This is a genomic window from Kribbella soli (genome assembly GCF_004331345.1).
Lineage (GTDB): Bacteria > Actinomycetota > Actinomycetes > Propionibacteriales > Kribbellaceae > Kribbella > Kribbella soli.
The window spans coordinates 1402600-1426618 of the sequence record NZ_SJJZ01000003.1; the positions used below are offsets into that span (position 1 = coordinate 1402600).

A 24019-nucleotide genomic window follows, 5' to 3' on the forward strand; every position below is an offset into this window, starting at 1 on the left:
GGAGGGGCGTGTGGATAACCGGTCGGAGCACCCCTTGACAACCACTAACATTGTGCGCATGAGCCAGACGTCCCGTGTTCCAGACAAGCCCAGCCTCGACGGCCTCGAGGAGAAGTGGGCTGCCGTATGGAAGGAGCAGCAGACCTACGCCTTCGACCGCACCGCCGAGCGTGCCGATGTCTACTCCATCGACACGCCGCCGCCGACGGTCTCCGGGTCGCTGCACGTCGGGCACATCTTCAGCTACACCCACACCGACCTCGTCGCGCGGTACCAGCGGATGCGCGGCAAGAAGGTCTTCTACCCGATCGGCTGGGACGACAACGGCCTGCCCACCGAGCGCCGGGTCCAGAACTACTACGGCGTCAAGTGCGACCCCTCGCTGCCGTACGACCCGGACTTCACCCCGCCGGCCAAGCCGGACCCGAAGAAGCAGATCCCGATCTCCCGGCAGAACTTCGTCGACCTGTGCGGTGAGCTCACGCACATCGACGAGCAGGCGTTCGAGGCGATGTGGCGGCAGGTCGGCCTGAGCGTCGACTGGTCGTACCTCTACACCACGATCTCCGAGGACTCCCGGCGTACGTCGCAGCGCGCGTTCCTGCGCAACTTCGCCCGCGGCGAGGCCTACCTGGCCGAGGCGCCGACGGTCTGGGACGTCACGTTCCAGACCGCGGTCGCGCAGGCCGAGATGGAGGCCCGGTCGTATCCGGGCGCCTACCACCGCGTCTCCTTCCACGGCGCCGACGGCCCGATCTACATCGAGACCACCCGGCCGGAGCTGATCCCGGCCGTCGTCGCGCTGATCGCGCACCCGGACGACGACCGCTACAAGCACCTGTTCGGTACGACGGTGAAGTCGCCGCTGTTCGGTGTCGAGGTCCCGGTCCTGGCACACGAGGCCGCCGAGATGGACAAGGGCGCCGGTATCGCGATGTGCTGCACCTTCGGCGACCAGACCGACATCCAGTGGTGGCGCGAGCTGCAGCTCCCGGTCCGCACGGTGATCGGCCGCGACGGCCGGCTGCTGCGCGACACCCCGGCCTGGCTCGAGGGTTCGGAGCTGTACGCCGAGCTGGCCGGCAAGACCGTCTTCAGCGCCCGCGAACTGATCGTCGGCAAGCTGCGCGAGTCCGGCGATCTGGACGGCGAGCCGAAGAAGACCGAGCGGATGGCGAACTTCTACGAGAACGGCGACAAGCCGCTCGAGATCGTCTCGACCCGGCAGTGGTACATCACCAACGGCGGCCGCGACGCCGCGCTCAAGCAGGAGTTCATCGAGCGCGGCAACGAGCTCGCCTGGGTCCCGGAGCACATGCGGCACCGCTACCTGAACTGGGTCGAGGGCCTGAACGGCGACTGGCTGATCTCCCGCCAGCGGTACTTCGGCGTCCCGTTCCCGGTCTGGTATCCGCTGAACCACGACGGCGAGCCGGACTACGACCACCCGCTGATGCCGTCCGAGGCCGAGCTGCCGATCGACCCGACCTCGCAGGCGCCGCGCGGGTACGACGAGTCGCAGCGCGGCAAGCCGGGCGGGTTCGAGGCCGACCCCGACGTGATGGACACCTGGGCGACGTCGTCCCTGACGCCGCACATCGTCTGCGGATGGGAGCGTGACGACGACCTGTTCCGCCGTACCTTCCCGATGGACCTGAACACGCACGCGCACGAGATCATCCGCACCTGGCTGTTCTCGCGGATCGTCCGCGCGCACTTCGAGAACGGCTCACTGCCGTGGGCACGGTCGCTGATCTCCGGATTCGTCGTCGACCCGGATCGCAAGAAGATGTCGAAGTCCAAGGGCAACGCGGTCGTCCCGTCGGAGATCCTGGAGAAGTTCGGATCGGACGCCGTGCGCTGGCGTGCGGCGATGGCGCGGCCGGGAATGGACTCGCCGTTCGACGAGTCGCAGATGAAGGTCGGGCGCCGGCTCGCGATCAAGGTCCTGAACGCGTCGAAGTTCGTTCTCGGGTTCGGAGCGACCACGGTCGACCCGTCCGCGGTCACCGAGCCGATCGACCTGGCGATGCTGCAGCAACTGCGGGCGGTCGTCACCGACGCCACGGCGGCCTTCGAGCGGTACGACTACACCGGGGCGCTGGAGATCGGCGAGCGGTTCTTCTGGACGTTCTGCGACGACTACGTCGAGCTGGTCAAGGAGCGTGCGTACGGCGGTCAGGGTGACGCCGCGGCTGCCTCGGCGAAGGCGGCGCTGGCGGTTGCCTTGTCCGTGCAGCTCCGGCTATTGGCGCCGTACCTGCCGTTCGCGACCGAGGAGGTCTGGTCGTGGTGGCAGGAGGGTTCGATCCACCTGTCGTCGTGGCCGACGCCGGACGGCGATCTCGCGGTCGCGGCGCAGGAGCCCGAGGTGCTGGACGCCGTCTCCGAGGTGCTCGCGGGCATCCGCGGCGCGAAGTCCGAGGAGAAGGTCTCGATGAAGACCGAGGTCTCCAAGGTCGAGGTCACCGGGCCGGCCGCGCGGCTGGCGCTCGCGGAGCGCGCTGAGCCGGATCTGCGCGCCGCCGGGCGGATTACCGGCGAGATCGTCTGGCACGCGGACGACTCCGACGCGGTCAAGGTCGTCGCGACGCTCTGAAGTCATGCGCACGTGCCCGTCTCCTGGTGGAGGCGGGCACTTGTGCGTTCGGAGGTTCGACTACGGTTTGTCATGATGTGGAACCATCGGGACGAGCTGACCGCTGCACCCCGTGACCCTGACGTCCGAGGAGCCAATCGATGAGCGACCCCACCAGCCCGGCGGATCCCAAGGACCGGGCCTCCGACGCGGACACCACCGAACTGGCCCCTGTCCCAGCTGGGGCAACGAGCGTCGCGGCGCATGATTCGGTTGTGCAGCCTGTGAAGAAGAAGAGGCTGCGGCGGTTCAAGGTTCGTGGGCCGTGGGTGACTGTTGGTAGTGCGGTGGTCGTGCTGATCGTGCTGGCGGTGCTCGGGTATCTGTGGGGTCTCGGCCCGCTCAGCCGACTGAACGCCGAGCGGGCGATCACTCCGCCGGCCAAGGTCGCGGGTCTGGACCGGATCACCGACCCCGAGATCCGCAGTCAGGCACAGCTCGATCAGACCCGCGACGCGTTGAGCCGGATCAACGACGGCAAGAAGGTGATGGTCGAGGCGTACGGCAGTCTCGAGGGCGACCGGTTCTACGTCCTGATCGCACTTCGCGGCCGGGTCGACATCGACAAGGTCGTCGCGGACTCCGGTGCGAGCGCGGACAAGATCAAGAAGATCGGCAGCTCCACCTGCATCGAAGCCGCCGGCAACCTCCCGACCCAGTGCTACCGCGGCTCCAACACCCTCACTGTCATCGCCCAGTCCGCCAACGAAGGCGTAGCAGTAGACCAGGTAGAACCCATAGCCGAAGAAGCCTTCAAAGCGATGAGGTAGGCGGGTCATCGCCTACCTCCGGCGGTCCACTGGCGGTGACCAGGCCGATATGGGCCTGTCCCCACTCCCGGCTCACGTGAGTAGGCCGGCTATGAGGATCATTACGGGGATTGAGAGCAGGGTGCTGAGGAGGACTGCGCTTCGGGCCAGGGTTCGGCTGGCTCGGTAGTGGACGGCGTAGACGTAGACGTTCTGGGCTGTGGGGAGTGCGGCCAGGAGGGTCGGGGCCAGTAGGGCCGTGCCGTGTAGGTCCAGGGCCCAGCGGGCGATCGCGTACGCCGCGAGTGGTTGTACGAACGTCTTCAGTGCAACGGCGAGTACGACGTCCCGCCGTACTGTGATCGAGTCCTTGGTGCCGGCGCTCAGGCTGAGGCCGTACGCCACCAGCGCGACCGGAACCGCCGCCGCCGCGACCAGGTCGATCGGCCGCATCACCACCTCCGGCAACCGCACGCCGAGCACCGACATCAGCAGTCCGAGCAGCGACGCCACCGTCAACGGATTGCGGAACGGCCGCGTGACCACGGTCCGCAGCGACACCCGCCGCCCGCTCCCCTGCCGGTCACCGTCCAGTACGGCGAACGCGATCGGCGCCATGATCAGCACCTGGAACAACACGATCGGCGCCACCAACGCACCGTCCCCCAGCACGTACGCCGCCACCGGTACGCCGAGATTGCCCGCGTTCACGTACGACGACGCGAGCACACCGATCGTCGCCTGGGACCGCGTCCGCCGCCAGATCACCCCGGCGATCAACAGGAACAGCGCCTGCACCACGAACAGGCTCACCAGGTTGGTGACGAGCACCACCGAGAAGATCGCCCGCAGGTCCGCCCGCGCGACGGTCGTGAACAGCAGCGCCGGAGTCGCCACGAAGAACGCCAGCCGGGACAGTACGAGCTCGTCCTGCTTCTTCAGTACGCCGAAGACGCCGACGACGTACCCGAGCAAGGCCACAGCGACCAGTGCGCCGAAGGCACCGACGACGGCAGACATCTCAGCTTCTCAGCGGGGTGGACACCCGTCGATCGTAGGGGTAAGCGCTGTCCGTGACGTCTGGGTGCTCAGGAGCTGGATGGTGACGTGCGGCACCTCGTGATGATGCCGGCCATGACTGCCCGGAAGTGTTCCCGATCGGCATCGCTGAGATGCCCGATCAGCTCGTTCAGGGCCTCGCCGACCTCGGCGTGGAAGGCGATCGCGGCGCGTCGGCCGGGATCCGTCAACGTCACCCGCACGGCGCGACGATCGCCAGGGACCGGTGAGCGCTCGGCCAGGCCGCGCTTCTCGGCGCGATCCATCAGACCGGTGAGCGCGGCCTTCTCGACCCCGAAACACTGCGCGAGCTCGGCCATGCCCTTGGGTCCGTCGAGCAGGACGCACAGCAGCTTCGCCTGCACCGGCGTCAGGTCGTGCCGCTCGGAGATGCCCGCGTAGAGGCCCTGAATCAGTCCGGTCAGCTGGATCAGTCCAGCAGCGACATCCAGCTCCGCAGGGTCCACACCGGCGCCGTGGACCTGCGCGAACCCGGCGAACCGCCCGCCGCCCCGCCGGACGCGGGCCGGTCCCGGGGGAATCTGCGTCTCACTCACCCCTCCACGGTACATGGGATGTATAGTTAATGACGCATACAGTAAATGCCATAAACTATCGAGGAGATTCGATGTCGTTCAGCGACGAGGAACTCGACTACCTGCGGTCCCAGCGCATCGCCCGGTTCGCCACGGTCGGCTCTGATGGGCAGCCGGACGCGGTACCGGTCGGGTTCGAGTACGACGGGGCCTATCTGTACATCGGCGGCGGCATGGAACCGCTGAAGACCCGCAAGTTCCGCAACATCGAGGCGGGCCACACCAAGGTCGCCGTGATCCTCGACGACCTGCTCTCGGTCGACCCGTGGACCCCGCGCTACCTGCGCATCTACGGCACCGCCGAGCTCGTCGAGCGGACCGGCCAGTTCGGCGCCGGCAGATATCTGCGGATCACGCCGACGATCTCGTGGAGCTTCAACCTCGACGGCCGGCCGTTCAGCTACGACGACAAGGTCACCACGACGCGCACCGAGCACACGCGCGAGGCGGTGACGAGCCGATGAGCTTCGACACTCGCCCCGGCACCCGCGGCTCCAGGCAACCCGGCGGCCGGCTCCTGCACTGGTTCAACAGGTTCAACGCCCGTCGCATCCGGCGGCGCGGCGGCGGCAAGTTCAGGGGCGGCGACGCGTTGGTACTGCGGACGATCGGGCGGAAGTCCGGTGCCGAGCGGGCGACGCCGGTCGCCTGGTTCGCGGACGCTGACGGCAGCCGGCTGATTGTCGCCTCCGCGGCGGGCGCGGCCGGCAACCCGGCGTGGTACTACAACCTGGCCGCGAACCCTGACCAGGTCCGCATCGAGGTCGACGGCGCGGCGATCGAGGTCCGCGCCGAGCAGTTGCACGGAGCGGAGCGGGCGGAGGCGTGGGAGCGCATCACCACAACGTCGCCCGGATTCGCGGAGTATCAGAAGCAGACCGATCGGGAGCTACCGATCATCCGGCTCGTCGAGCGGCGCTGAACCGTCACCTGGAAGATGCTGACAAGTCAGAGCGAGGTCTAGAAAGATTCCACCGCCTCCTCGGAGGATGGGCGGTATGACTACTTCCGCTCGAGTGTTCAAGGCCGCCGTCAGCACGGCCGCGGTGTTCGGCGTACTGACTACCGGATTGTCGACCGCCGGCGCCGCGCCGGTGCGCGAACAAGTGACTCCCACAGCGCAGGGCCTGCCGATCGGTGACGCCGATCTGGTCGAGACCCGGACCGACCGCACGCTGGCACGCGGCGTCACGCTGACCCGGATCGTTCGCGGCACCGACCCGGCGCCGGCCGACCAGATCAACACCACGACGCGCGGCCCCTGGGTCGTCAACGTGCTCACGATCGACCCGCGGACGGCCGACGGCCACCTGAAGGCGACGTACGGCCCGGACCTGGCGCGGGTCGAGAAGACCTCGGACCTGGTGAAGTCGTCGGGCGCGCTGGCCGGCGTGAACGCGTCGTTCTTCACCTTCACCGCGAACCCGCAGTACCCAGGCGACCCGGTCGGGCTCGGCCTGTTCGACGGCAAGCTGCTCAGCGAGCCGCTCGCCGACCCGACCGAGGCCAACCTCGTCATCGATGCCAAGAGCAACAGAGTTGTCACCGGCCACCTGCGCTGGACCGGCACGGTCCGCAACTACTTCACCGGCGTCGAGCTCCCGCTCGAGTTCCTCAACCACCCGCCGGTGATCCCGGCCGCGTGCGCGACGCTGCCCGACCAGACCACGTGCACGGAGCCGGGTGACGTCGTCCGGTTCACGCCCGAGTTCGCCGCCGCGACTCCGTCCGGCGCCGGCGTCGAGGTCGTACTCGACCGCCGCGGTTGCGTCGTCCGTACGTCGACCACGCGCGGTACGGCGCTCAGCCCGAGCCAGACCTCGTTGCAGGCGACCGGCCAGGACACCGTCGCGCTCCTCAAGCTGGCCAAGGGCTGCCTGCGCACGGATCTCGCGGTAGCGGACGAGAGCGGTCGCAAGGTCCCGCTGCGCAGCGGCTTGTACGGCGTGACGGGTCGCTACCAGTTGACGAAGAACGGCGAGATCGTCGTACCGGACGGCAGCGGCAGCTTCTTCGATCGCAACCCGCGCACGATCGCCGGTACGACGCGCGGCGGCAAGATCGTCCTCGCCACGATCGACGGCCGCCAGACCACCAGCGTCGGCACCACGATGGACGAGACCGCCGCGGTCGCCAAGGCACTCGGCCTGTACGACGCCATCAACCTCGACGGTGGCGGCTCCACCGCGATGGCACTCGGCGACGGCACCGTCGTCAACCACCCGAGCAGCACCGGCGGCGCCGAACGCTCAGTCGGCGACGCAATCGTCTTCGTCCCCTAGGCCTGGTGCACCACGGTCGAGACCTGGCTAGTCAACTGAACGATGAGCACCTGGCCGACCGGCGTGCTCGGTCATCGTTTTTCCTGACGGGAGGGCGACGTCGCCGGGTGTGCCGGCTTGTCAGCGGAAGTGTCGGTCAGAGTGGGAGCTCGGGGTCCACCAGGGCCAAGGCGTTGCGGAGGCCCTGCGCGAGGAGGTCGTCGGAGAGCCTTCGGTCCGTCAGGGCGCGGGCGAGCTGCAGCGTCCCGGCCATCAGGCCGAGGAGGCTGAGCGCCTTCACGCGGGCCGAGAGCGGGTCCTCGGGCGTCATGCGGGCGGCGAGGCCGTCGATGACGACCAGGACGCCGTCGGTGTACGCCTGCCTGGTCGTGTCGCCGCTGCGCGCGATCTCGTCGAGCAGGGCGGCGTTGGGGCAGCCGCCGCCGAGGTCGTCCCGGTGGTCGGGCGACAGGTACCAGCGCACGATCTGTTCGAGGCCGGCCAGGCCGGGCTCGGCCTGCTCGACGATGTTCGTGTGCAGTGTGTCCAACTGGTCGGCGATCGCGGTGTCGACGAGGTTGTCCTTGGATGCGAAGTGAGCGTAGAAGGCGCCGTTGGTCAGGCCCGCGTCCTTCATCAGCGTCGCGACTCCGGAGCCGTCGATGCCGTCTCGCTTGAGCCGCCGACCGGCCGTCGCGATGATTCGCTGCCGTGTTTCCTGCTTGTGTTCTTGCGTGTACCGCACCATGTGCTCCTCCATCTCAGCCGGGCTTACGCCCCGAATACGGCTGGCCGATGCGACCCTCGCGCAGGTGGGCGATCAGCTCGGCATCCGGTTGAATCTGCGGATGACGCGGTCGAAGATCCGGGCCGGGGCGACGCGGTACACCGCGTTGACGGTCCGGGCGGTCGTACCGGCGGTGCGCCGTAGTTGCGGGTTCCGGTCGGTGGCCGCCCCGACGATCACCTTGGCGACGACGGCGGGGTCGTCGCCGCTGCTGAGGTTCTTCGCCAGCAGCTTGTCGTAGTTGCGCCGTCCCGCCGCGTAGATCGGCATGGGGGTGTCGGCCTCCACGCTGTGGCCTGCGAACGGAGTATTGATCGGGCCGGGCTCGACGAGCAGGACCCGCACGCCGTACTCGCGAACCTCGTGGTCCAGCGACTGGGAGTAGCCCTCTACCGCGTACTTGGTCGAGACGTAGACGGTCATGAACGGGCTGGGGACGAATCCGCTGAGGGAGGAGACGTTGATGACGCGGCCGCGGCCTTGGGCGCGCATGTGCGGCAGAACTGCCTTGGTCGTCCGCATCACGCCGTAGACGTTGATGTCGAAGATGTCCTGCGTCTGGGTGATCGAGAACTCCTCGCCTGCGCCGGTTGAGCCGACGCCGGCGTTGTTGACCAGGACGTCGACGTGCCCGAACCGGTCGATCACCTGCTTGACCGCCGAGGCGACCGATTCGTCGCTGGTCACGTCGAGGTCGAGGTAGGTCACCCCGGCAGGCGCGGTGAGGCGCGCGGTGTTGCGGCCGGTTCCGATCACCTCAAAGCCTGCGGCGGCCAGCGCGATCGCTGTCGCCTTGCCGATGCCTGAGGTGGCGCCGGTTACGAGCGCGACCTGGCGAGTTGCTGTCATCACGGGCTCCGCCTGGGTTGAATTATGTTCGTATGCCTTACGTTCGTACGAACATACGTTGGCGGAGTGCCAGGAGCAAGACTTTCCGGAAATTAAAATTATGGTCGTACTCTCAATGAGGGGCGAGCCGAGGACCACCAGGAGCCGGGCGCGAGGTCTTGACGTTCTGACTACGTAGACACATTATGACTACGCAGTCAGAACGATCGTCCGGGATAAGGTGGCGGGCCATGAGCGAGGCGAAGGTGAGCGGCAGCGGCCGCTCGCGGCGTCCCGGCAGCATGGATGTCGCGCGGCTTGCCGGGGTCTCGCAGAAGACTGTGTCGCGGGTTCTGAACGGGGAGCCGTACGTCAAGGAAGAGGTGCGGCTCCGGGTCCAGGCCGCCATGCGGGAGCTCGGCTACCGGCGCAACGACGCGGCCCGGGCGCTCAACTCCGGCCGGACCAAGCGGATCGGCGTGGTCTGTCTGGGTACGGCGTTGTTCGGGCCGTCGACCCAACTGGTGGCGATCGAACAGACCCTCCGGACGACCGGCTACTCGGTGAGCATCGTCAACACCCTCGAAGGCGACACCGTCGCCGATGTCGTCGAGCACCTGCTCGAGCAGGGTGTGGACGGGATCATCCTGTCCGAACCGATCGACGAAGGCGACGACGTACCGATCGACGTCGACATCCCGGTGCTGAGCTTCGGCCGGTTCCCCGGGCTCAGCGCGAAGCCGAGCCTGGACACCGGCGGCGACAACATCGGCGCCGGCCGGACCGCTACCGAACACCTGCTGGGCCTCGGGCATCACACGGTCTGGCACGTCGCCGGCCCGCAGCGCTGGTGGGCCGCCCGCGACCGGCTGGCCGGCTGGCGACAGGCCCTGGCCGACGCCGGCGCCCCCGAACCACCTGTACTGGAAGGCGATTGGCTCCCTGCCTCCGGCTATGCGGCCGGCCGTGAACTGGCCGCGAACCACGACGTCACCGCGGTCTTCGTCGCCAACGACGACATGGCCATCGGTGTCCTGAGGGCACTGTCCGAGGCCGGCCGGCCGGTCCCCGGGGACGTCAGCGTCGTCGGCTTCGACGACATCCCGACGGCCGCGTTCCTGACGCCGCCACTCACCACCGTCCCGCAGGACTTCGACGTCCACGTCGCCCGCGGGATCGCGAACCTGGTCACAGAGATCGAGTCACCCACCGGCGACCACTCTCTGCTCCCGGAGCCACCACCGCTCCGGCTTGTCGTCCGTCACTCCACCGCAGCGCCCACTACCGCGCGCTGACCCAGCCGCACCACAGACGGCGCCCAGCTCGCCGTACCCCTGTCAGGCACGCCGGCCGAAGCCCGTGCCCGGGCACCGCCTTGCCACGTCTCGAGGAGTTGTTCGCCGTGTTCATCACCAGACTGTTCAATATCCGCCGACGCACCGCCGTCGGCACCGCCCTCGCCCTGGCCGCCCTGGCTCTCGCCGCCTGTGGCGGAGGTGGCGGATCGTCGTCCGGCACTGCGAGTCAGGCGCCGGCCGTCAGCCAGGCCGACATCGACAAGGCGATGTCCACGCCGACCGAGCTCACCTTCTGGACCTGGGTGCCGAACATCCAGAAGGAGGTCGACCTGTTCCAGAAGAAGTACCCAGCGATCAAGGTCAAGGTCGTCAACGCCGGCCAGGGCACCCCGCAGTACACCAAGCTGCGGACCGCACTGAAAGCCGGGACCGGCTTCCCGGACGCCGTCCAGATCGAGTTCCAGTACATCCCGACGTTCGCACTCACCAAGAGCCTGATGGATCTGCGCCCGTACGGCGCCGAGGCGCTGAAGGACAAGTTCGTGCCGTGGACCTGGCAGCAGGTGGTCGGTTCCGGCGGTCAGGTCTGGGCCGTTCCGCAGGACAGCGGGCCGATGGGGATGCTGTACCGCAAGGACATCTTCGACAAGTACGGCATCGGCGTACCGAAGACCTGGGAGGAGTTCGCCGCGGCGGCCCGCAAGCTGCACGCCGCCGACCCGAAGGTCTCGATGACGAATCTTGCGCAGAGCCAGGCCGGTGTGTGGTTCGGGATGCTGTGGCAGGCCGGGGTGAAGCCGTTCGAGAGCCCGACCGCCGACTCGATCAAGGTCGATCTGAACGGCGCCGAGTCCAAGAAGGTCGCCGACTACTGGGGCGGCCTGATCAAGGACGGCGCGGTGTCGGCCGATGCCGACTTCAACGACGCGTGGTACCAGGCGCTGAACCGCGGCAGCTACGCGACCTGGCTGACCGCCGCGTGGGGCCCGGTCTTCCTGGAAGGCAGCGCGAAGGCGACCAGCGGCAAGTGGCGCGCCGCACCACTCCCGCAGTGGGAGGCCGGCAAGAACGTCTCCGGTAACTGGGGTGGCTCGACGACGGCCGTCGTCCAAGGCACGAAGAACCCGATCGCGGCCGCCAAGCTGGCCGAGTTCATCAACACCGACCCCGAGTCGACGAAGATGTTCGCGACCCAGCAGTTCCTCTTCCCGGTCACGAAAGCGCTGCTGGCCGACACCTCCTTCGTCGACAAGCCGCTGCCCTTCTACGGCGGTCAGCCGGTGAACAAGCTGTTCGCCGGGATCAGCGACACGGTGGACACGAAGTTCCAGTGGCCGCCGTTCCTCGACCAGACCGTCAGCGACTGGAACGAGACGGTCGGCAAGTCGTTCGCGAACAAGACCGACAGCAGCGCGGCGCTCGACCAGTGGCAGGACCGGATCACGAAGTACGCGCAGAACCAGGGCTTCAAGGTCAACCCATGAGCGTCAACACCACCGAGCGGCTCGAGGCACAGGCCCCGGGCCGCGGGGAGGTCCGTCGGCGGTGGCGTGGCGTGAGCCATGCCTCCACCGGCTACCTCTTCGTCGCGCCGTTCATGCTGGTGTTCGTCGCCATGCTGGTTCTCCCGCTGGCCTACGCGGCGTACCTCAGCCTCTTCCAGGAGCGGTTGATCGGCGGGACGGTGTTCGCCGGGCTGAGCAACTACACCCGGGCGCTCACCGATCCGCGCCTGTTGCACGGCGTCGGCCGGGTCGCGTTGTTCTTCGTGATCCAGGTGCCGATCATGCTCGTCGTGGCGTTGCTGGCGGCGCTCGCGATCGACAGCGGCCTGCTGCGGATGGCGAAGGTGTTCCGGCTGGGCATCTTCCTGCCGTACGCCGTACCGAGCGTGGTCGCCGCACTCATGTGGGGCTACCTGTACGGCCCCGACTTCGGGCCGTTCGCGCAGCTCGCCGACAGTCTCGGGCTGGCCGCACCGAAGTTCCTCACGTCCGGCTGGATGCTCGGCTCGCTGGCGAACGTCGTGACCTGGGAGTTCACCGGCTACAACATGATCATCCTGTACGCCGCACTCCGGGCCGTCCCGCACGACCTGTACGAAGCGGCGGCCGTCGACGGCGCCGGCGCGATCCGGACCGCGTGGAGCATCAAGATCCCGGCGCTGCGGCCCGCTCTGCTGGTGTGCCTGATCTTCTCGGTCATCGGCAGCTTCCAGCTGTTCAGCGAGCCACAGCTGATGCAGCGGCTGGCGCCGAGCGTGATCGACAGCGGATACACACCGAACCTCTACGGCTACTCGCTCGCGTTCACCGGCCAGGAAGTGAACTACGCCGCAGCGGTCTCGTTCCTGCTCGGCGCGGTGATCGTCGTCGCGTCGTACGCCGTCCTCTTCATCACCACCAGAAGGAGCCGGTCATGACGGGCCGACGGAGCAACCTGCTGACCATCGCCATGGTGGTGCTCCTCATCTACTTCCTGCTGCCGCTGTTCTGGCTGCTGATCGCCTCGACGAAGAACGTCGGCGATCTGTTCTCCAGCTTCGGCCTGTGGTTCGCGCACGACTTCTCGTTCTTCTCCAACGTCCGCGAGACCGTGACGAACGGCGGATGGGTGTTCACCCGCTGGATGGGCAACACCGTCCTGTACTCGGTGGTCAGTGCCGGCGGGGCGGCCTTCCTGTGCGCCCTCGGCGGGTACGGCTTCGCCAAGTACCGGTTCCGGGGCAACGCGGCGATGTCCGGATTGGTGCTCGGGGCAATCATGGTGCCGACCACGGCGCTCGCGATCCCGACGTACCTGCTGTTCAGCAAGGCGGGTCTGGTGAACACGCCGCTGGCGATCATCCTGCCGTCGCTGGTCAGCCCGTTCGGCCTGTACCTGATGCGGATCTACGCCCAGGACGCCGTACCGGACGGCATCATCGAGGCGGCCCGGATCGACGGTGCCGGCGAGTTCCGGATCTTCTTCCAGGTCGCGCTCCGGATGCTCGCCCCGGGCGTCGTCACGGTGCTGCTCTTCACCCTGGTCGCGACCTGGAACAACTACTTCCTGCCGCTCATCATGCTCAACAACCCCGATCTGTACCCGATCACGGTCGGCCTGGCCGCGTGGTCGTCACAGGCCGGGGCGGGCGGCGGCACGACCGGAGCCGTGCTCTCGCTGGTGATCACGGGCTCGTTCCTTTCCGTCGTCCCACTGATCGCGGCGTTCCTGCTGCTGCAGCGGTACTGGCAGTCCGGCCTGGCCGCGGGCGGCGTGAAGGCCTAGGGGTTGTCTGGTGGAACCATCAGACAACCCCTCATTTCCCTTCTACCCTAGGAGAAACGCGTGCAAGAGCGGGTGCTCTTCGGAGCTGCGTACTATCACGAGTACCAGCCGTACGACCGCCTCGAGCGGGATCTCGACCTGATGGCCGCCGCGCACTTCTCGGTGATCCGGGTCGGCGAGTCGGTCTGGTCGACCTGGGAGCCGGAGAACGGCTGCTTCGACCTCGACTGGCTGCAGCCCGTCCTCGACGGCGCGCACCACCGCGGTATCGCGGTCGTCCTCGGCACCCCGACGTACGCCGTGCCGCCGTGGCTGGCCAGGCTCTACCCGGAGATCACCGGTGAGCGGAAGACGGGTCAGCGGATCGGATGGGGCGCGCGGCAGGAGGTGGACTTCACCCATCCCGGCTTCAAGTTCCACGCCGAGCGGATGATCCGCCGGATCGCCGAACGGTACGCCGAGCACCCGGCGGTGATCGGGTTCCAGGTCGACAACGAGCCGGGGAACGAGCTGCTCCACAACCACGGCGTCTTCCAGCGCTTCGTCGACAGCCTCCGGCAGCGGTACGGCGATGTGCAGAAGCTGAACGACGCGTGGGGCCTTGTCTACTGGTCGCACCGGCTCTCGGACTGGGCAGACCTGTGGACACCGGACGGCAACGTCCAACCGCAGTACGACGTCGCGTGGCGGCAGTTCCAGGCGGATCAGACGACGGAGTTCATCGGCTGGCAGGCCGATATCGTCCGCGAGTACTCGCGACCGGATCAGTTCGTGACCACCTGCATCGCCTACGAGCGCCCTGCCGTCGCCGACGACGAGCTGGTACGCCGTCTGGACGTCACCTCCGGCAACGCGTACTACGCCATGCAGGACGGCCTGATGCACCCCCAGACCGAGGTAGCCGCGCAGGGCTGGACCACCACCAGCACGTGGGCGCTCTACCTCAGCGCGGACCGCATGTACTCGTCCCAGCAGCGCCCATTCCTCGTCACCGAGACCAACGCACAGTCCATCGGCTACCCCTGGAACAATCGCCCGGCGTACGACGGTCAGTGGCGGCAAGCGGCGTGGGCGCTGGTGTCACGTGGCGCCAAGCTGATCGAATACTGGCACTGGCACACACTGCACTTCGGGGCGGAGACCTATTGGGGTGGAGTCCTCCCCCACAGCGGCCAGCCGGGCCGCACGTACCGGGAGGTCGCGCAGCTCGGTGCAGAGTTCGAGGCCGCCGGTTCACTCGTGGCCGACCTGACCCCGGACAGCGACGTGACCATGCTGTACTCACTACCCAGCAAGTGGCTGATGCAGAAGTACCCTGCGCTCGCGCAGCAGGACGGCAGCCCGGACGAACGCTCGTACCACGGGTTCTTCGATCCCTTCTACCGTGGGGCTTTCGACGCTGGCCTACAGGTCCGCATCCTGCACACGAGCCAGTTCACCGGCTCGGTCGAGGAGCACCCGGTACTCGTCGTACCAGCGCTCTACCTGAGTAGCGACGACCTGCTCGACCAGCTGGTCGCGTACGCCGAGGCGGGCGGGCATCTGGTCGTCGGACCGCGCACGGGGTACGCCGACCTCGACGCACGGGCCCGCACCGACGTCCAGCCCGCCAGACTCGCAGCCGCGGCCGGTGTCTGGTACGACGAGTACAGCAACGTCAGCGCAGACGTGCCCGTGCGCGGCGTCGGCCTGCAACTCGGCGCCTCCGCCGCGGGCACACGCTGGGTCGACGGGCTCCAGGTCGACGGCGCCGAGGTGCTGGCGGGCTACGAACACCCGCACTTCGGGCAGTGGCCGGCGATGACGACCGCGGCCCGCGGCGCCGGCCGGATCACCTACGTCGGAACGGTGCCGAACCCAGAGCTCGCCGCAGCACTCTTCCGATGGCTCAAGCCGACGTCCTGGACCGACCTGCCGAGCAGCGTGACCGTCACGTCCGCGACCGCCAGGGACGGCCGGCGGCTCCGGTTCGTCCACAACTGGTCGTGGGAGAGCGTCGGCATCACGGTGCCCGCGGCGATGCACGACGTACTCGCTGATCAACCGGCGAACGGCAAGCTCGAGTTGGGGCCGTGGGACGTGCGGATCCTGGTCGAACCTCAGTAGCCGTAGCCGCCGTCGTTGCCGGAGCTGGACGGGGCCTGGGTCGGTGCGGCAGCCGAGGTGGCGGCGGCGTGCCAGGTGAAGTCGATACCGGAGAAGGCGTCGGCGAGGTTGTTGCCCTTGGCCTCACCGGCGGCGGTGTCGAGCTTGAAGGTGTAGAGCGGTTTGCCCTGGAAGGTGAGTTGGTCCGCGCCGGTGTCGGAGCGTTTCATGGTGGCGAGGCCGGTCACCGACTTCGCGTCGGCGGCAGACCCGGTGGCGGGCATCCAGAAGCTCAGGCAGCTGTCGGTGCACTTGATCGTGCCGCCCGCCTCCTGGTCGGCGAAGTACAGCGTCTTCCCGGCGGCGTCGACCAGCGTCTGGCCGACACCGCTGACGTCCTTGACCGAGACCGCCGCCGCAGCGCCACCGGCGTCACCGGCGGCGGGCTGGGAGTCGTCACCGCAGGCGGTCAGCGCGCCGAGCGCCGCCACCGTTGCTCCTAGCAACAAGATTGTGGTTTTCATCGAATCTCCTCTCGCTCATGAATACGCGAGATCCGGCCCGGCGGTTCAGTTGAACCTTTTATCGTCGTACCGCGTAGTTCCTGGGTGTGGATGACGACACGGTGATCCGCGCGTTGTACGACAAGTACCGGCGGCCGTTGTTCGGGTACGTCCTGCGTTCCGTGGGCGACCGGCAGTACGCCGAGGACATCGTGCAGGAGACGATGGCGCGAGCCTGGACGCATGCGGCCGACCTGGACCCGGACCGGGCCGGGCGCTGGCTGTTCACGGTGGCCCGCAACCTGGTGATCTCCGGCCGCCGTCGGCAGAGCGCGCGGGTGACGGAGGTACCGATCGAGGACCGCGAGTTCCCGGCTCTCACCGACGACATCGACCGCGTGCTGCAGATCTGGCAGGTGATCGACGTACTGCGGGGTCTCAGCACGGACCACCGGCAGGTGATCGTCGAGCTGTTCTACCGCCGCCGCACCGTCAACGAGGCGGCCGTCGTCCTCGGCGTACCGCCGGGAACGGTGAAGTCGCGCAGCTACTACGCGCTGCATGCTTTGCGCGCTGCACTGGAGGAACGAGGGGTGACCGGCTCATGACGTGCCCGGAGACGATGTCGATCGGCGCCTACGTGCTCGGTGCACTGGAGGCGTCCGAGCGTCGCGCGGTCGAGGAGCACGTCGTGACGTGTACGGCGTGCCGCGAGACGTTGCTGCAGTTCGCGCATCTGCCTGGGCTGCTGCACGCCGTACCGGTTGAGGACATCGATGCGGAGCAGCCGGAACCTGCGCCGCTTCAGCTGAGCAGAAAGAGGCGGCCGTGGTGGGTGCCGGCCGCTGCAGCAGTGGCGGCGATCTCTGGCGTGGCCAGCTGGGGCCTGCTGTCCGCGCCGGCGTCAGCAACGTGGACAGCGACGGACGGGGTCGGCGGTCTCGACACCACGGCCAAGCTGGTGAGTCGTGGCTGGGGTACGGACATCCAGCTCCGGCTGACCGACCTGCAGCCGTACGAGCACTGCATGCTCGTCGTCCACGGCCGTGACGGAACCGTTGAGACGGCCGGCTGGTGGGCAGCGAACGGCAGCTACCACGCACAGGTCCCCGCCAGTACGTCGATCCCGCTGCGCGACATCGACCACCTCGAAGTGGTCGACGCAGGGGACACCGTACTGAGCACGGTGTCCCCCACGACGCACTGATTCACCAGCTGTTGTTGGAGATTCCCGTGCCCAGGTAGACCTGGTCGTAGGTGTTTCCGTCGTTGTCGTCGGTGTAGGCGACCGCTACTTCGGCGTACGGCGAGACCGCGACTGTCATCTGCTCCTGCCGACCTGTGGCCACGGAGCTCAGCCGCTGCGCCGACAGTCGACCCGTGTCGGTGCCGTCAGTACCGAAGCCACGTACCCACACGTCGGGATCAGTGCCCGCCACTGTCCAGCCGACGACCGTCTGCGCCTGGTCGTCGATGCCGATCGACGGTGCCACACCAGCAGTAGCAGCCTGTACGTCGGCGTACCTGGCTGTGCCCACACTGTTGAACGAACGCGTTACGACAGCACCGGCCGACTCCCACGCGACCGCGAAGTCGCCGTTGAAGTTGGCTGCCGCGGCCGGATGCGTCTGCTGACCTGTGGTGTTCGAGTTGGCGACCCGGCGCGACAGCGTGGCTGCACCGTTCGTACGGCCCAGCCGGATCAGTCCGATGTTGTAGTCGGCGTTGGCATCGCCGTCCTCGTCCCACACGACGACCGCGTCACCTGACGCCGACACGGCCACATCCGGGTTGTGGTGCTGGCCGGTCGTCTGCGAGGCGGTCACCTCCCAGGCGCGTGTGGTCGGCCCGGTGAAGCCGGCTGCCTTCACCGTTGCCGGCGTACCGGTCTGGATGTCTTCCCACGCCATGGTGAACGCGACAGCCGCACCGGACGGAGCGCCGTCCGGGTCGACAGCGACTCGCGGGTTGACCTGCTGGCCGGTGGAACTGCTGTTCGAGTTGCCGGACGCTGTCACGGTGCCGGCGGTGTTCACGACGCGGTACGGGATGTTGTAGTACCCGTTGCCGTCCGGGTCGTCCTGCCACACCACGACCGCGTTGCCCTTGTCGTCCAGGCCGACGTCCGGGTGCAGGTGCCGCCAGTTCGTCACACCGCTGCTTCCGCCCGCGGACAGCTTCGTCTCGTACACCGCAGTGCCGTTGTGGAACAGCCGCAAGTAGATCTCGCTGTGCACGTTGTCGGTCGCGTTGTCGGTGTCACGGTCGTCCTCCCACGCCACGGCGACGTACCCGTTGCGGTTGATCGCAACCGAGGCTGCGTCCTGGTCGCCGGTGGACACGCTGTTCGCCGCCACCCAGGTGGGAGCAGCGATGTGCGCCTCGGCGGTGGTCGCGGTGAAGGTCAGCACCGTCGCCGCGATGGCAGTAATAGCAAGCGTCTTCTTCATCGTCACACCGCCTGCAGTCCGGGCTGACCCTCTTGGATGACGAACGACTTCGCCGTACTCACCGCGCCGTCGTGCTCCGAAACCTTCGCCACCGCACGGAAGTCGGCCCGCAACTGGGTCGGGCTGATCGTCGTCCGGACGTAGCCGCGACGGTTCTGGTAGAACCGCAGCCACGGGTTGTCCGCGAGGTTCGGGATCGTGGTGGCCCCGTCGCCGTCGCCACTCGAGGTGACCGAGCTCGTCACCAGCTCGGACCCGATGACGGCCGAGTTCGCGTTGCTGTAGTCGGCTTTCAGGTCGCTGGCCCACGCGCGATGGACGTCACCGGTCAGGACGACCGGGTTGCGGGTTCCGCGGTCGATCCAGCCTTGCTGGATGCGGGCCCGCGAGGCGCGGTAGCCGTCCCACGAGTCCATGCTCCCCGCACCGGCCGAGTCGAACCGGCGGGCGAAGAAGACCTGCTGGCCAAGGATGTCCCACGTGCCGTAGTGCTGGTTGAGACCGTCGAGCAGCCACGTCTCCTGGGCGTTGCCCGGCAGACTGCGGGTCGCGAGATCGGCGTCGGAGCACACCTTCCAGCCGTCGCCGCAGGCCTGGTCGTTGCGGTATTGCCGCGTGTCGAGCATGTGGAACGTCGCGAGACTCCCCCACCGCAGCCGGCGGTACAACGGGATCGAGTTGCCGCTGTTCGCCTGCCCCGGCCGCAGCGGCATGTTCTCGTAGTACGCCTGGTACGCCGCGGTCCGCCGAGCGGTCCACTGCGCTGTCGTGAGAGACGGCGTACTGTCCGCCCGCACCATGTTGGCGTAGTTGTTCTCCACCTCGTGGTCGTCCGGTACGACGAGCCACGGCGCGACCGCGTGCGCGGCCTGCAGGTCGGGATCCGACTTGTACTGCGCGTACCGGCGACGGTAGTCCGCGAGCGACACGATCTCGCTCGCTCCCGCGTGCAGTCGAGGCCTGCCTGCGGTTGCGCCGTACTCGTAGATGTAGTCCCCCAGGAAGAGGATGAGGCCCGGGTTCTCCTCGGCCATTCGCCGGTAGACCGTGTAGTAGCCCTCCTCGTAGTGCGCACAGGAGGTGAACGCCATGACCAGGTCACGCCCGTTGGTGCCGACAGCCGGAGCGGTGCGGGTGCGGCCGACGGGTGACAGGTGGCCCTGGGCGCGGAAGCGGTAGAAGTAGTCGGCGTCGGGGCTGAGGCCGCCTGCGACGACATGCACCGAATGGGCGGAGGCGTACTTCGCTGTCACCGTGCCGGACGCGACCAGCGTGCTGAAGGTGTCGGTGGTCGACACCTGCCAGTCGACGGCGACATCTGCGTTCGCCATGCCGCCTTGGCCGTCGGCATTCAGCGGCGATGGCGCCAGGCGGGTCCAGAGCACGACGCTGTTCGCGTCCGGCTCACCGGACGCGATGCCGAGCTGGAACGGGTACGGGACGGCGGCGGTGGCGGTGATCACCGAGGACTGGGCGGCAGCCGGGAGGGCGCCGGCCCCAGCCGCGGCGAGTCCGCCGAGAACAAGGGTCCTGCGACTGATTGGGCTCATGAGGCCTCACCTTCACGGGTACTCAGGGCGGTAGGCCCCCGGATCGGTCGAACTGCGGGTGACCATTCGGGAACCTTGAGTGTGTGCGGTGCTCCGTGCCCATGATTGCGCAGAATTGGTAAATTTCCTACAGCAGAACGAGTAGCAGCAGTACGGCGGCCGGAACCCCTTCCAGCAAGGTGTTCAACCAGAGTCGCCGCTCCGTTGCGAGCAGGACGAGCGCCAGGAAAACGTGCTGCCCCGCGGTGAACGCGACCAGCGCCTCCCCTTGCGGCACGTGCCCGGTCCGGGCGAGGACGACCCCGAGCGCCAGCGCGACTCCGGTCGTGAGGTTGTAGAACCCGAGGTTGACGATCCACAACTTGACCGCGTCGAAGTCCCGGCGTTCCAGCAGGAACAGCGGATACAGCCGCGGATGGCGGTAGAAGAACGACTCCATCAGCCAGACCGACGCCAGCATGACCGCGATGGCGATCGCGAGGACCTGCGCCGCCGTACTCATGCCAGGTCCGCGAGGAACGCGCTCATCCGGGCGGTCTGGCTGATGGTCAGGAACTTCGCCGACGGCGTGAGCACGGAGAACGTGTTCACGGTGCCGGCAGGGATGCTGATCGAGGCGCCGGGGCCGAGGTCGTAGCCCTGATCCCCTGCCTGGACGAGGATCCGGCCCTGCAGGACGTAGAACGCCTTGCTCCACGACTCGCTGTGCGGCGGCGAGGCGTCGGCGCGCGGCGCGTCGATCTCGAACAGCTCGTACAGCCCGCCGGTGTGCTCGGCACCGATCTTCACCGTCACGGTCGCGTCCGGGGCGGCGTACTCGACACCGCTGCCGGCATTGCTGAGATGCACTGTTTCGTTCATGACTGCGACGGTAGGAACCGGCGGACGACAGAGGTATCCCGCGCGGATGGGCTCGTCAGGGGCGCCGGAATCCCCACATTTCGGGGATAGTCGGCAGTGGTACGTCGGCGCATACTGAGCGCATGTGGGAGGGCCGGGCGCGGGCCGCGCGCCGGGACATCGCGGCACTGGCGACCTCGGGGATGGGCGTCGCCGAACTGCACGCGGCCGCGATCGAGGTGGTCGAACAGATCGTCGGCAGCGAGCTCACCTGCTGGGGCGGCATGGATCCGGGCACGCTGGTGATCAGCTCGATGACCAGCGGCGCGGCCCGCATCCCAGCGGAGTACGAGCCGCGGCTGGCGGAGACGGAGTACACCGGAACCGTGCCGAACTCGTTCGCCGAACTGGCCCGCACGTCACGCCAGGTCGCGCGGCTTTCGGACCTGCCGTACCGCGAGGTCGTCGGTCACCGGCGACTGAACGAGGTGTGGCGGCCGCTCGGGATCGAGCACGAGGTCCGGACGACCTTCGTCGTCGACGGGGACTGCTGGGGTGCGGCCGGGTTCGTCCGCAGCGGTCCGGACTTCAGCGATCGGGAGGTGGAGTTCCTGGGGTCGGTGGCGCCGGTCATCGGCGCGGCGACGCGGGTCGCCGTACGCACGGACGCACACGGGTACCGCGGAGGGGTCGGCCCGTCGATCGTCGTCACCGGCCCGACAGGCGAGCCACGGGCGATCACCGCGGCCGCCCGGACCTGGCAGAACGAGCTGGACGAGATCGCACCGGGACGCTTCGGCGTACTGCTCCGGGCCGTCGTCACGGGCACCCGCGCCTCCGGAACCTTCCAGGCACGGGTGCAGACCGCGTCCGGCGAGTGGGTCCTCATGCAGGGCAGCCGACTGCTGGGTGAAAGCGAGGACGAAGTGGTGGTGACGATCGAGCCTGCTTCGGGTCAGCACCTGGTCGGCATGCTGCTCGCGGCGTACGGCCTGACCACGCGGGAGCGGGAGATCTGTTTGGAGATCATCTCCGGGCACACCACCGGCGCGATCGCCGATCGATTGTCGATCTCGCCGCACACGATCCAGGACCACCTGAAGTCGGCGTTCGCCAAGGTCGGCGTCCGTAGCCGTGGTGAACTGGTGGCGACCCTGAGGCCGGAGATCAGGCCGTGACGACCTGCCGGCGATACGTCCCCGGCGGTACGCCGAAGTCGCGCTTGAACGCCTTCGCGAACGCGAACTCGGACGTGTAGCCGATCTCCTTCGCCACCGTGGCGAGCGGGCGATCGTGGTCCCGGAGCAGCCGGGCCGCGGTCGTCATCCGCCAGCGGGACAGGTACGTCAGCGGCGGCTCCCCGACCGCCTCGGTGAACCGCCGTGCGAAGGCGGCCCGCGACAGCCCGACATCGGACGCCAGGTCGGCGACGGTCCACGCGGCGCCCGGCCGCTCGTGGATGAGCTCCAGCGACTGCACGACCGCGGGATCGGTCAGCGCCCGCGACCAGCCCCCAGCCGTCGGGCAGTCGTTGTTCTCCATCCAGGCCCGCAGAATCAGCACCAGCAACGCATCCACCAGCGCCGGTACGACGGCAGCCGCGCCGGGCCGCTGCGCGTCGAGCTCCTCGCCGAGGATGCTGATTGCCGTATGCAACGAACGGTGGCGTCCCGGGTTCGCCGGTACGACGACCACGTCGGGCAGCCTGCTCAGCACCGGGTGCGGGCGCTCGCGGTCCAGCCGGTAGGTCCCGCACAGCAGCAACGACCGCGCGCCCTGACCCTGCGGCGGCTCCTCGACGGACGGGTCGAAATCGACCAGCGGCGAATCCGGGTGGTCGGCGATCGCGTGCTCGACGCCGCGCGGCAGCAGGACCGCGTCACCCGGGCCGAGCGGGATCGGGTCTCCGTCCGGCGGCAGCAACCACGCCGTACCTTGCAGGACGAGGTGGAAGGTGGCGCCGAAGGAGTGCACCATCCGCAGCCCCCACGGACCCCGGACGTCGGTGCGCCCGGACGTGGCCGGGCCGGTCCGCATCGCGGTGACGACATCTGCGAGCACATCCATGGTGCTCATCATACGCGCACCGATCAAGACGATAAGACATAAACCAGCGCTCTATGGACATAGATCCGCTCGCCCACGACGCCTACTGTCGGTGACAGAACCTCAACGACTAGGAGTACGGATGAGCATCGTCGTCACCGCCGCCACGGGTCACCTGGGCAGTCTCGTCATCGATGAGCTGCTGCAGCGGGTCCCGGCCGGCCAGGTCGTCGCGGTCGCACGGAACGCCGAGAAGGCGGCACCGATCGCGGACCGCGGCGTCGAGGTGCGGATCGCCGACTACAACGACCCGGACGCGCTGGGGAAGGCGATCGGTGCCGGGGACACCCTCTTGCTGATCTCGGGCATCGATCCGAACCGCCTGGACCAGCACAAGGCGATCATCGCGATCGCGAAGGACGCCGGCGTTGCGCGGATCGCGTACACCAGCGTCCTCGGCGGACCGGATGCGGACTTCGATCTGGCCGCGGACCACATCGCCACCGAGCAGGCGATCCTCGACTCGGGGCTGCCGTACACGTTCCTGCGCAACGGCTGGTACAGCGAGGTCTACACGGACCAGATCGCCGTACAGCTGGCGAACGGAGTCGTCGGTGCTGCGGGTGACGGGCGGATCGCGTCGGCGTCGCGGCGGGACTATGCGGCGGCGGCTGCCGTCGTACTGACCGGCGAAGGGCACGAGAAGAAGGCGTACGAGCTGAACGGCGACACGGCCTGGACGCAGGCCGAGTACGCCGCGGAGCTGTCCAAGCAGTCCGGTCAGGACGTTGCCTACAACAAAGTCTCCCCCGAGGATCTCACCCAGGTGCTGACGGCTGCCGGGATCCCGGCGCCGTTCGTGCCGGTGCTCGTCGACGTCGACAAGGCCATCGAACGCGGCCTCCTCGCCGGCCGCGGCTCCGACCTCGCCCGCCTGATCGGCCGCCCCACCACCCCGATCGCGGAGACGATCGCCAACGCGCTGAAGGGCTGACGGGACCGCCACGCAGGCAGAACCCCCGGTTCGGCGCGGTTCGAACGTCAAACCATCGGGTTGTG

The 24019-nt window shown here is 68.2% G+C and carries 24 protein-coding genes; 14 read left to right on the forward strand and 10 right to left on the reverse strand.

Annotated elements, in window-relative coordinates:
* Positions 1 to 58: 58 nt before the first annotated feature.
* Both valS and E0H45_RS29500 read left to right on the forward strand, forming a co-directional pair.
* A complete protein-coding gene (gene valS, locus E0H45_RS29495; RefSeq protein ID WP_131343269.1) occupies positions 59 to 2599 on the forward strand; it encodes a valine--tRNA ligase in 2541 nt (846 codons plus the stop codon).
* Positions 2600 to 2739: 140 nt separating this feature from the next.
* The gene (locus E0H45_RS29500; RefSeq protein ID WP_238155361.1) at positions 2740 to 3408 is read left to right on the forward strand and encodes a hypothetical protein; all 669 of its coding nucleotides are present in this window, start codon (positions 2740 to 2742) and stop codon (positions 3406 to 3408) included.
* Between the two features lie 72 nt (positions 3409 to 3480).
* Here E0H45_RS29500 and E0H45_RS29505 read toward each other — a convergent pair whose 3' ends face one another.
* Both E0H45_RS29505 and E0H45_RS29510 read right to left on the reverse strand, forming a co-directional pair.
* Positions 3481 to 4407: an AEC family transporter gene (locus E0H45_RS29505; protein WP_131343271.1), complete on the reverse strand. Its 927-nt coding sequence runs from the start codon at positions 4405 to 4407 to the stop codon at positions 3481 to 3483.
* Between the two features lie 68 nt (positions 4408 to 4475).
* Positions 4476 to 5003: a MarR family winged helix-turn-helix transcriptional regulator gene (locus E0H45_RS29510; protein WP_165546629.1), complete on the reverse strand. Its 528-nt coding sequence runs from the start codon at positions 5001 to 5003 to the stop codon at positions 4476 to 4478.
* A gap of 71 nt (positions 5004 to 5074) precedes the next feature.
* Between E0H45_RS29510 and E0H45_RS29515 the strand changes: the two genes are divergently transcribed.
* The 3 genes from E0H45_RS29515 to E0H45_RS29525 all read left to right on the forward strand — a co-directional run bounded on the left by E0H45_RS29515 (position 5075) and on the right by E0H45_RS29525 (position 7324).
* On the forward strand, positions 5075 to 5506 hold the full coding sequence (locus E0H45_RS29515; RefSeq protein ID WP_131343275.1) for a PPOX class F420-dependent oxidoreductase: 432 nt from the start codon (positions 5075 to 5077) through the stop codon (positions 5504 to 5506).
* Positions 5503 to 5964 (forward strand): nitroreductase/quinone reductase family protein, encoded by a 462-nt coding sequence (locus tag E0H45_RS29520; protein ID WP_131343277.1) that lies wholly within the window; start codon positions 5503 to 5505, stop codon positions 5962 to 5964. The genes E0H45_RS29515 and E0H45_RS29520 overlap by 4 nt, the downstream gene beginning before the upstream one ends.
* A 76-nt stretch (positions 5965 to 6040) precedes the next feature.
* Positions 6041 to 7324 carry a phosphodiester glycosidase family protein gene (locus E0H45_RS29525; protein WP_131343279.1) on the forward strand — a complete coding sequence of 428 codons (1284 nt, stop codon included), beginning with the start codon at positions 6041 to 6043 and terminating at the stop codon, positions 7322 to 7324.
* Between the two features lie 136 nt (positions 7325 to 7460).
* Here the strand turns inward: E0H45_RS29525 and E0H45_RS29530 are convergent, their stop codons facing one another.
* Together E0H45_RS29530 and E0H45_RS29535 are read right to left on the reverse strand one after the other, a co-directional pair.
* Positions 7461 to 8051, reverse strand: coding sequence for a TetR/AcrR family transcriptional regulator (locus tag E0H45_RS29530; protein WP_131343281.1), 591 nt, complete (start codon positions 8049 to 8051; stop codon positions 7461 to 7463).
* A gap of 72 nt (positions 8052 to 8123) precedes the next feature.
* Entirely contained in the window at positions 8124 to 8939 is an 816-nt protein-coding gene (locus tag E0H45_RS29535; protein ID WP_165546630.1) for an oxidoreductase, read from the reverse strand.
* Between the two features lie 230 nt (positions 8940 to 9169).
* On the opposite strand from E0H45_RS29535, the gene E0H45_RS29540 reads away from it, so the two are divergent.
* The 5 genes from E0H45_RS29540 to E0H45_RS29560 all read left to right on the forward strand — a co-directional run bounded on the left by E0H45_RS29540 (position 9170) and on the right by E0H45_RS29560 (position 15592).
* Complete coding sequence (locus E0H45_RS29540) at positions 9170 to 10213, forward strand: LacI family DNA-binding transcriptional regulator (RefSeq protein WP_202872557.1); 1044 nt, start codon at positions 9170 to 9172, stop codon at positions 10211 to 10213.
* A gap of 107 nt (positions 10214 to 10320) precedes the next feature.
* Positions 10321 to 11700 carry an extracellular solute-binding protein gene (locus tag E0H45_RS29545; RefSeq protein ID WP_131343285.1) on the forward strand — a complete coding sequence of 460 codons (1380 nt, stop codon included), beginning with the start codon at positions 10321 to 10323 and terminating at the stop codon, positions 11698 to 11700.
* A complete protein-coding gene (locus tag E0H45_RS29550; RefSeq protein WP_131343287.1) occupies positions 11697 to 12638 on the forward strand; it encodes a carbohydrate ABC transporter permease in 942 nt (313 codons plus the stop codon). Before E0H45_RS29545 ends, E0H45_RS29550 begins: the two co-directional genes overlap by 4 nt.
* Entirely contained in the window at positions 12635 to 13486 is an 852-nt protein-coding gene (locus E0H45_RS29555) for a carbohydrate ABC transporter permease (protein ID WP_202872558.1), read from the forward strand. The genes E0H45_RS29550 and E0H45_RS29555 overlap by 4 nt, the downstream gene beginning before the upstream one ends.
* A 60-nt stretch (positions 13487 to 13546) precedes the next feature.
* Entirely contained in the window at positions 13547 to 15592 is a 2046-nt protein-coding gene (locus tag E0H45_RS29560; RefSeq protein WP_202872559.1) for a beta-galactosidase, read from the forward strand.
* Here E0H45_RS29560 and E0H45_RS29565 read toward each other — a convergent pair.
* Positions 15586 to 16095, reverse strand: a complete 510-nt coding sequence (locus tag E0H45_RS29565) for a COG4315 family predicted lipoprotein (protein ID WP_131343289.1) — start codon at positions 16093 to 16095, stop codon at positions 15586 to 15588. The genes E0H45_RS29560 and E0H45_RS29565 overlap by 7 nt on opposite strands.
* Before the next feature lie 86 nt (positions 16096 to 16181).
* Between E0H45_RS29565 and E0H45_RS29570 the strand changes: the two genes are divergently transcribed.
* Positions 16182 to 16682 carry a sigma-70 family RNA polymerase sigma factor gene (locus E0H45_RS29570; protein WP_131343291.1) on the forward strand — a complete coding sequence of 167 codons (501 nt, stop codon included), beginning with the start codon at positions 16182 to 16184 and terminating at the stop codon, positions 16680 to 16682.
* On the forward strand, positions 16679 to 17281 hold the full coding sequence (locus E0H45_RS29575) for an anti-sigma factor family protein (RefSeq protein WP_131343293.1): 603 nt from the start codon (positions 16679 to 16681) through the stop codon (positions 17279 to 17281). Before E0H45_RS29570 ends, E0H45_RS29575 begins: the two co-directional genes overlap by 4 nt.
* Before the next feature lies 1 nt (position 17282).
* Here E0H45_RS29575 and E0H45_RS29580 read toward each other — a convergent pair whose 3' ends face one another.
* From E0H45_RS29580 to E0H45_RS29595, 4 genes are all read right to left on the reverse strand, one after another.
* Complete coding sequence (locus E0H45_RS29580; protein ID WP_131343295.1) at positions 17283 to 18524, reverse strand: hypothetical protein; 1242 nt, start codon at positions 18522 to 18524, stop codon at positions 17283 to 17285.
* Positions 18525 to 18526: 2 nt separating this feature from the next.
* On the reverse strand, positions 18527 to 20074 hold the full coding sequence (locus E0H45_RS29585) for an alkaline phosphatase D family protein (protein ID WP_131343297.1): 1548 nt from the start codon (positions 20072 to 20074) through the stop codon (positions 18527 to 18529).
* 127 nt (positions 20075 to 20201) lie between these two features.
* Positions 20202 to 20576: a DUF1304 family protein gene (locus E0H45_RS29590; protein ID WP_131343299.1), complete on the reverse strand. Its 375-nt coding sequence runs from the start codon at positions 20574 to 20576 to the stop codon at positions 20202 to 20204.
* A complete protein-coding gene (locus E0H45_RS29595) occupies positions 20573 to 20935 on the reverse strand; it encodes a cupin domain-containing protein (protein WP_131343301.1) in 363 nt (120 codons plus the stop codon). The genes E0H45_RS29590 and E0H45_RS29595 overlap by 4 nt, the downstream gene beginning before the upstream one ends.
* Positions 20936 to 21057: 122 nt before the next feature.
* Here E0H45_RS29595 and E0H45_RS29600 point away from each other — a divergent pair, with 122 nt between their 5' ends.
* Positions 21058 to 22092, forward strand: a complete 1035-nt coding sequence (locus E0H45_RS29600; RefSeq protein ID WP_131343303.1) for a helix-turn-helix transcriptional regulator — start codon at positions 21058 to 21060, stop codon at positions 22090 to 22092.
* On the opposite strand, the gene E0H45_RS29605 is transcribed toward E0H45_RS29600, so the two are convergent.
* The gene (locus E0H45_RS29605) at positions 22082 to 22981 is read right to left on the reverse strand and encodes an AraC family transcriptional regulator (RefSeq protein WP_131343305.1); all 900 of its coding nucleotides are present in this window, start codon (positions 22979 to 22981) and stop codon (positions 22082 to 22084) included. The genes E0H45_RS29600 and E0H45_RS29605 overlap by 11 nt on opposite strands.
* 121 nt (positions 22982 to 23102) lie before the next feature.
* Between E0H45_RS29605 and E0H45_RS29610 the strand changes: the two genes are divergently transcribed.
* On the forward strand, positions 23103 to 23954 hold the full coding sequence (locus E0H45_RS29610; RefSeq protein WP_131343307.1) for an SDR family oxidoreductase: 852 nt from the start codon (positions 23103 to 23105) through the stop codon (positions 23952 to 23954).
* The last annotated feature ends 65 nt before the right edge of the window (positions 23955 to 24019 follow it).

What these genes read in the sequence shown, in the direction of transcription:
- E0H45_RS29530 (WP_131343281.1), bottom strand. Translation starts at nt 8,051, where the DNA reads ATGGTGCGGTACACGCAAGAACACAAGCAGGAAACACGGCAGCGAATC.
- E0H45_RS29585 (WP_131343297.1), bottom strand. Translation starts at nt 20,074, where the DNA reads ATGAGCCCAATCAGTCGCAGGACCCTTGTTCTCGGCGGACTCGCCGCG.
- E0H45_RS29610 (WP_131343307.1), top strand. Translation starts at nt 23,103, where the DNA reads ATGAGCATCGTCGTCACCGCCGCCACGGGTCACCTGGGCAGTCTCGTC.
- E0H45_RS29605 (WP_131343305.1), bottom strand. Translation starts at nt 22,981, where the DNA reads ATGGATGTGCTCGCAGATGTCGTCACCGCGATGCGGACCGGCCCGGCC.
- E0H45_RS29500 (WP_238155361.1), top strand. Translation starts at nt 2,740, where the DNA reads ATGAGCGACCCCACCAGCCCGGCGGATCCCAAGGACCGGGCCTCCGAC.
- E0H45_RS29575 (WP_131343293.1), top strand. Translation starts at nt 16,679, where the DNA reads ATGACGTGCCCGGAGACGATGTCGATCGGCGCCTACGTGCTCGGTGCA.
- E0H45_RS29580 (WP_131343295.1), bottom strand. Translation starts at nt 18,524, where the DNA reads ATGAAGAAGACGCTTGCTATTACTGCCATCGCGGCGACGGTGCTGACC.
- E0H45_RS29550 (WP_131343287.1), top strand. Translation starts at nt 11,697, where the DNA reads ATGAGCGTCAACACCACCGAGCGGCTCGAGGCACAGGCCCCGGGCCGC.
- E0H45_RS29505 (WP_131343271.1), bottom strand. Translation starts at nt 4,407, where the DNA reads ATGTCTGCCGTCGTCGGTGCCTTCGGCGCACTGGTCGCTGTGGCCTTG.
- E0H45_RS29555 (WP_202872558.1), top strand. Translation starts at nt 12,635, where the DNA reads ATGACGGGCCGACGGAGCAACCTGCTGACCATCGCCATGGTGGTGCTC.
- E0H45_RS29525 (WP_131343279.1), top strand. Translation starts at nt 6,041, where the DNA reads ATGACTACTTCCGCTCGAGTGTTCAAGGCCGCCGTCAGCACGGCCGCG.
- valS (WP_131343269.1), top strand. Translation starts at nt 59, where the DNA reads ATGAGCCAGACGTCCCGTGTTCCAGACAAGCCCAGCCTCGACGGCCTC.
- E0H45_RS29540 (WP_202872557.1), top strand. Translation starts at nt 9,170, where the DNA reads ATGAGCGAGGCGAAGGTGAGCGGCAGCGGCCGCTCGCGGCGTCCCGGC.
- E0H45_RS29590 (WP_131343299.1), bottom strand. Translation starts at nt 20,576, where the DNA reads ATGAGTACGGCGGCGCAGGTCCTCGCGATCGCCATCGCGGTCATGCTG.
- E0H45_RS29535 (WP_165546630.1), bottom strand. Translation starts at nt 8,939, where the DNA reads ATGACAGCAACTCGCCAGGTCGCGCTCGTAACCGGCGCCACCTCAGGC.
- E0H45_RS29565 (WP_131343289.1), bottom strand. Translation starts at nt 16,095, where the DNA reads ATGAAAACCACAATCTTGTTGCTAGGAGCAACGGTGGCGGCGCTCGGC.
- E0H45_RS29595 (WP_131343301.1), bottom strand. Translation starts at nt 20,935, where the DNA reads ATGAACGAAACAGTGCATCTCAGCAATGCCGGCAGCGGTGTCGAGTAC.
- E0H45_RS29515 (WP_131343275.1), top strand. Translation starts at nt 5,075, where the DNA reads ATGTCGTTCAGCGACGAGGAACTCGACTACCTGCGGTCCCAGCGCATC.
- E0H45_RS29600 (WP_131343303.1), top strand. Translation starts at nt 21,058, where the DNA reads ATGTGGGAGGGCCGGGCGCGGGCCGCGCGCCGGGACATCGCGGCACTG.
- E0H45_RS29520 (WP_131343277.1), top strand. Translation starts at nt 5,503, where the DNA reads ATGAGCTTCGACACTCGCCCCGGCACCCGCGGCTCCAGGCAACCCGGC.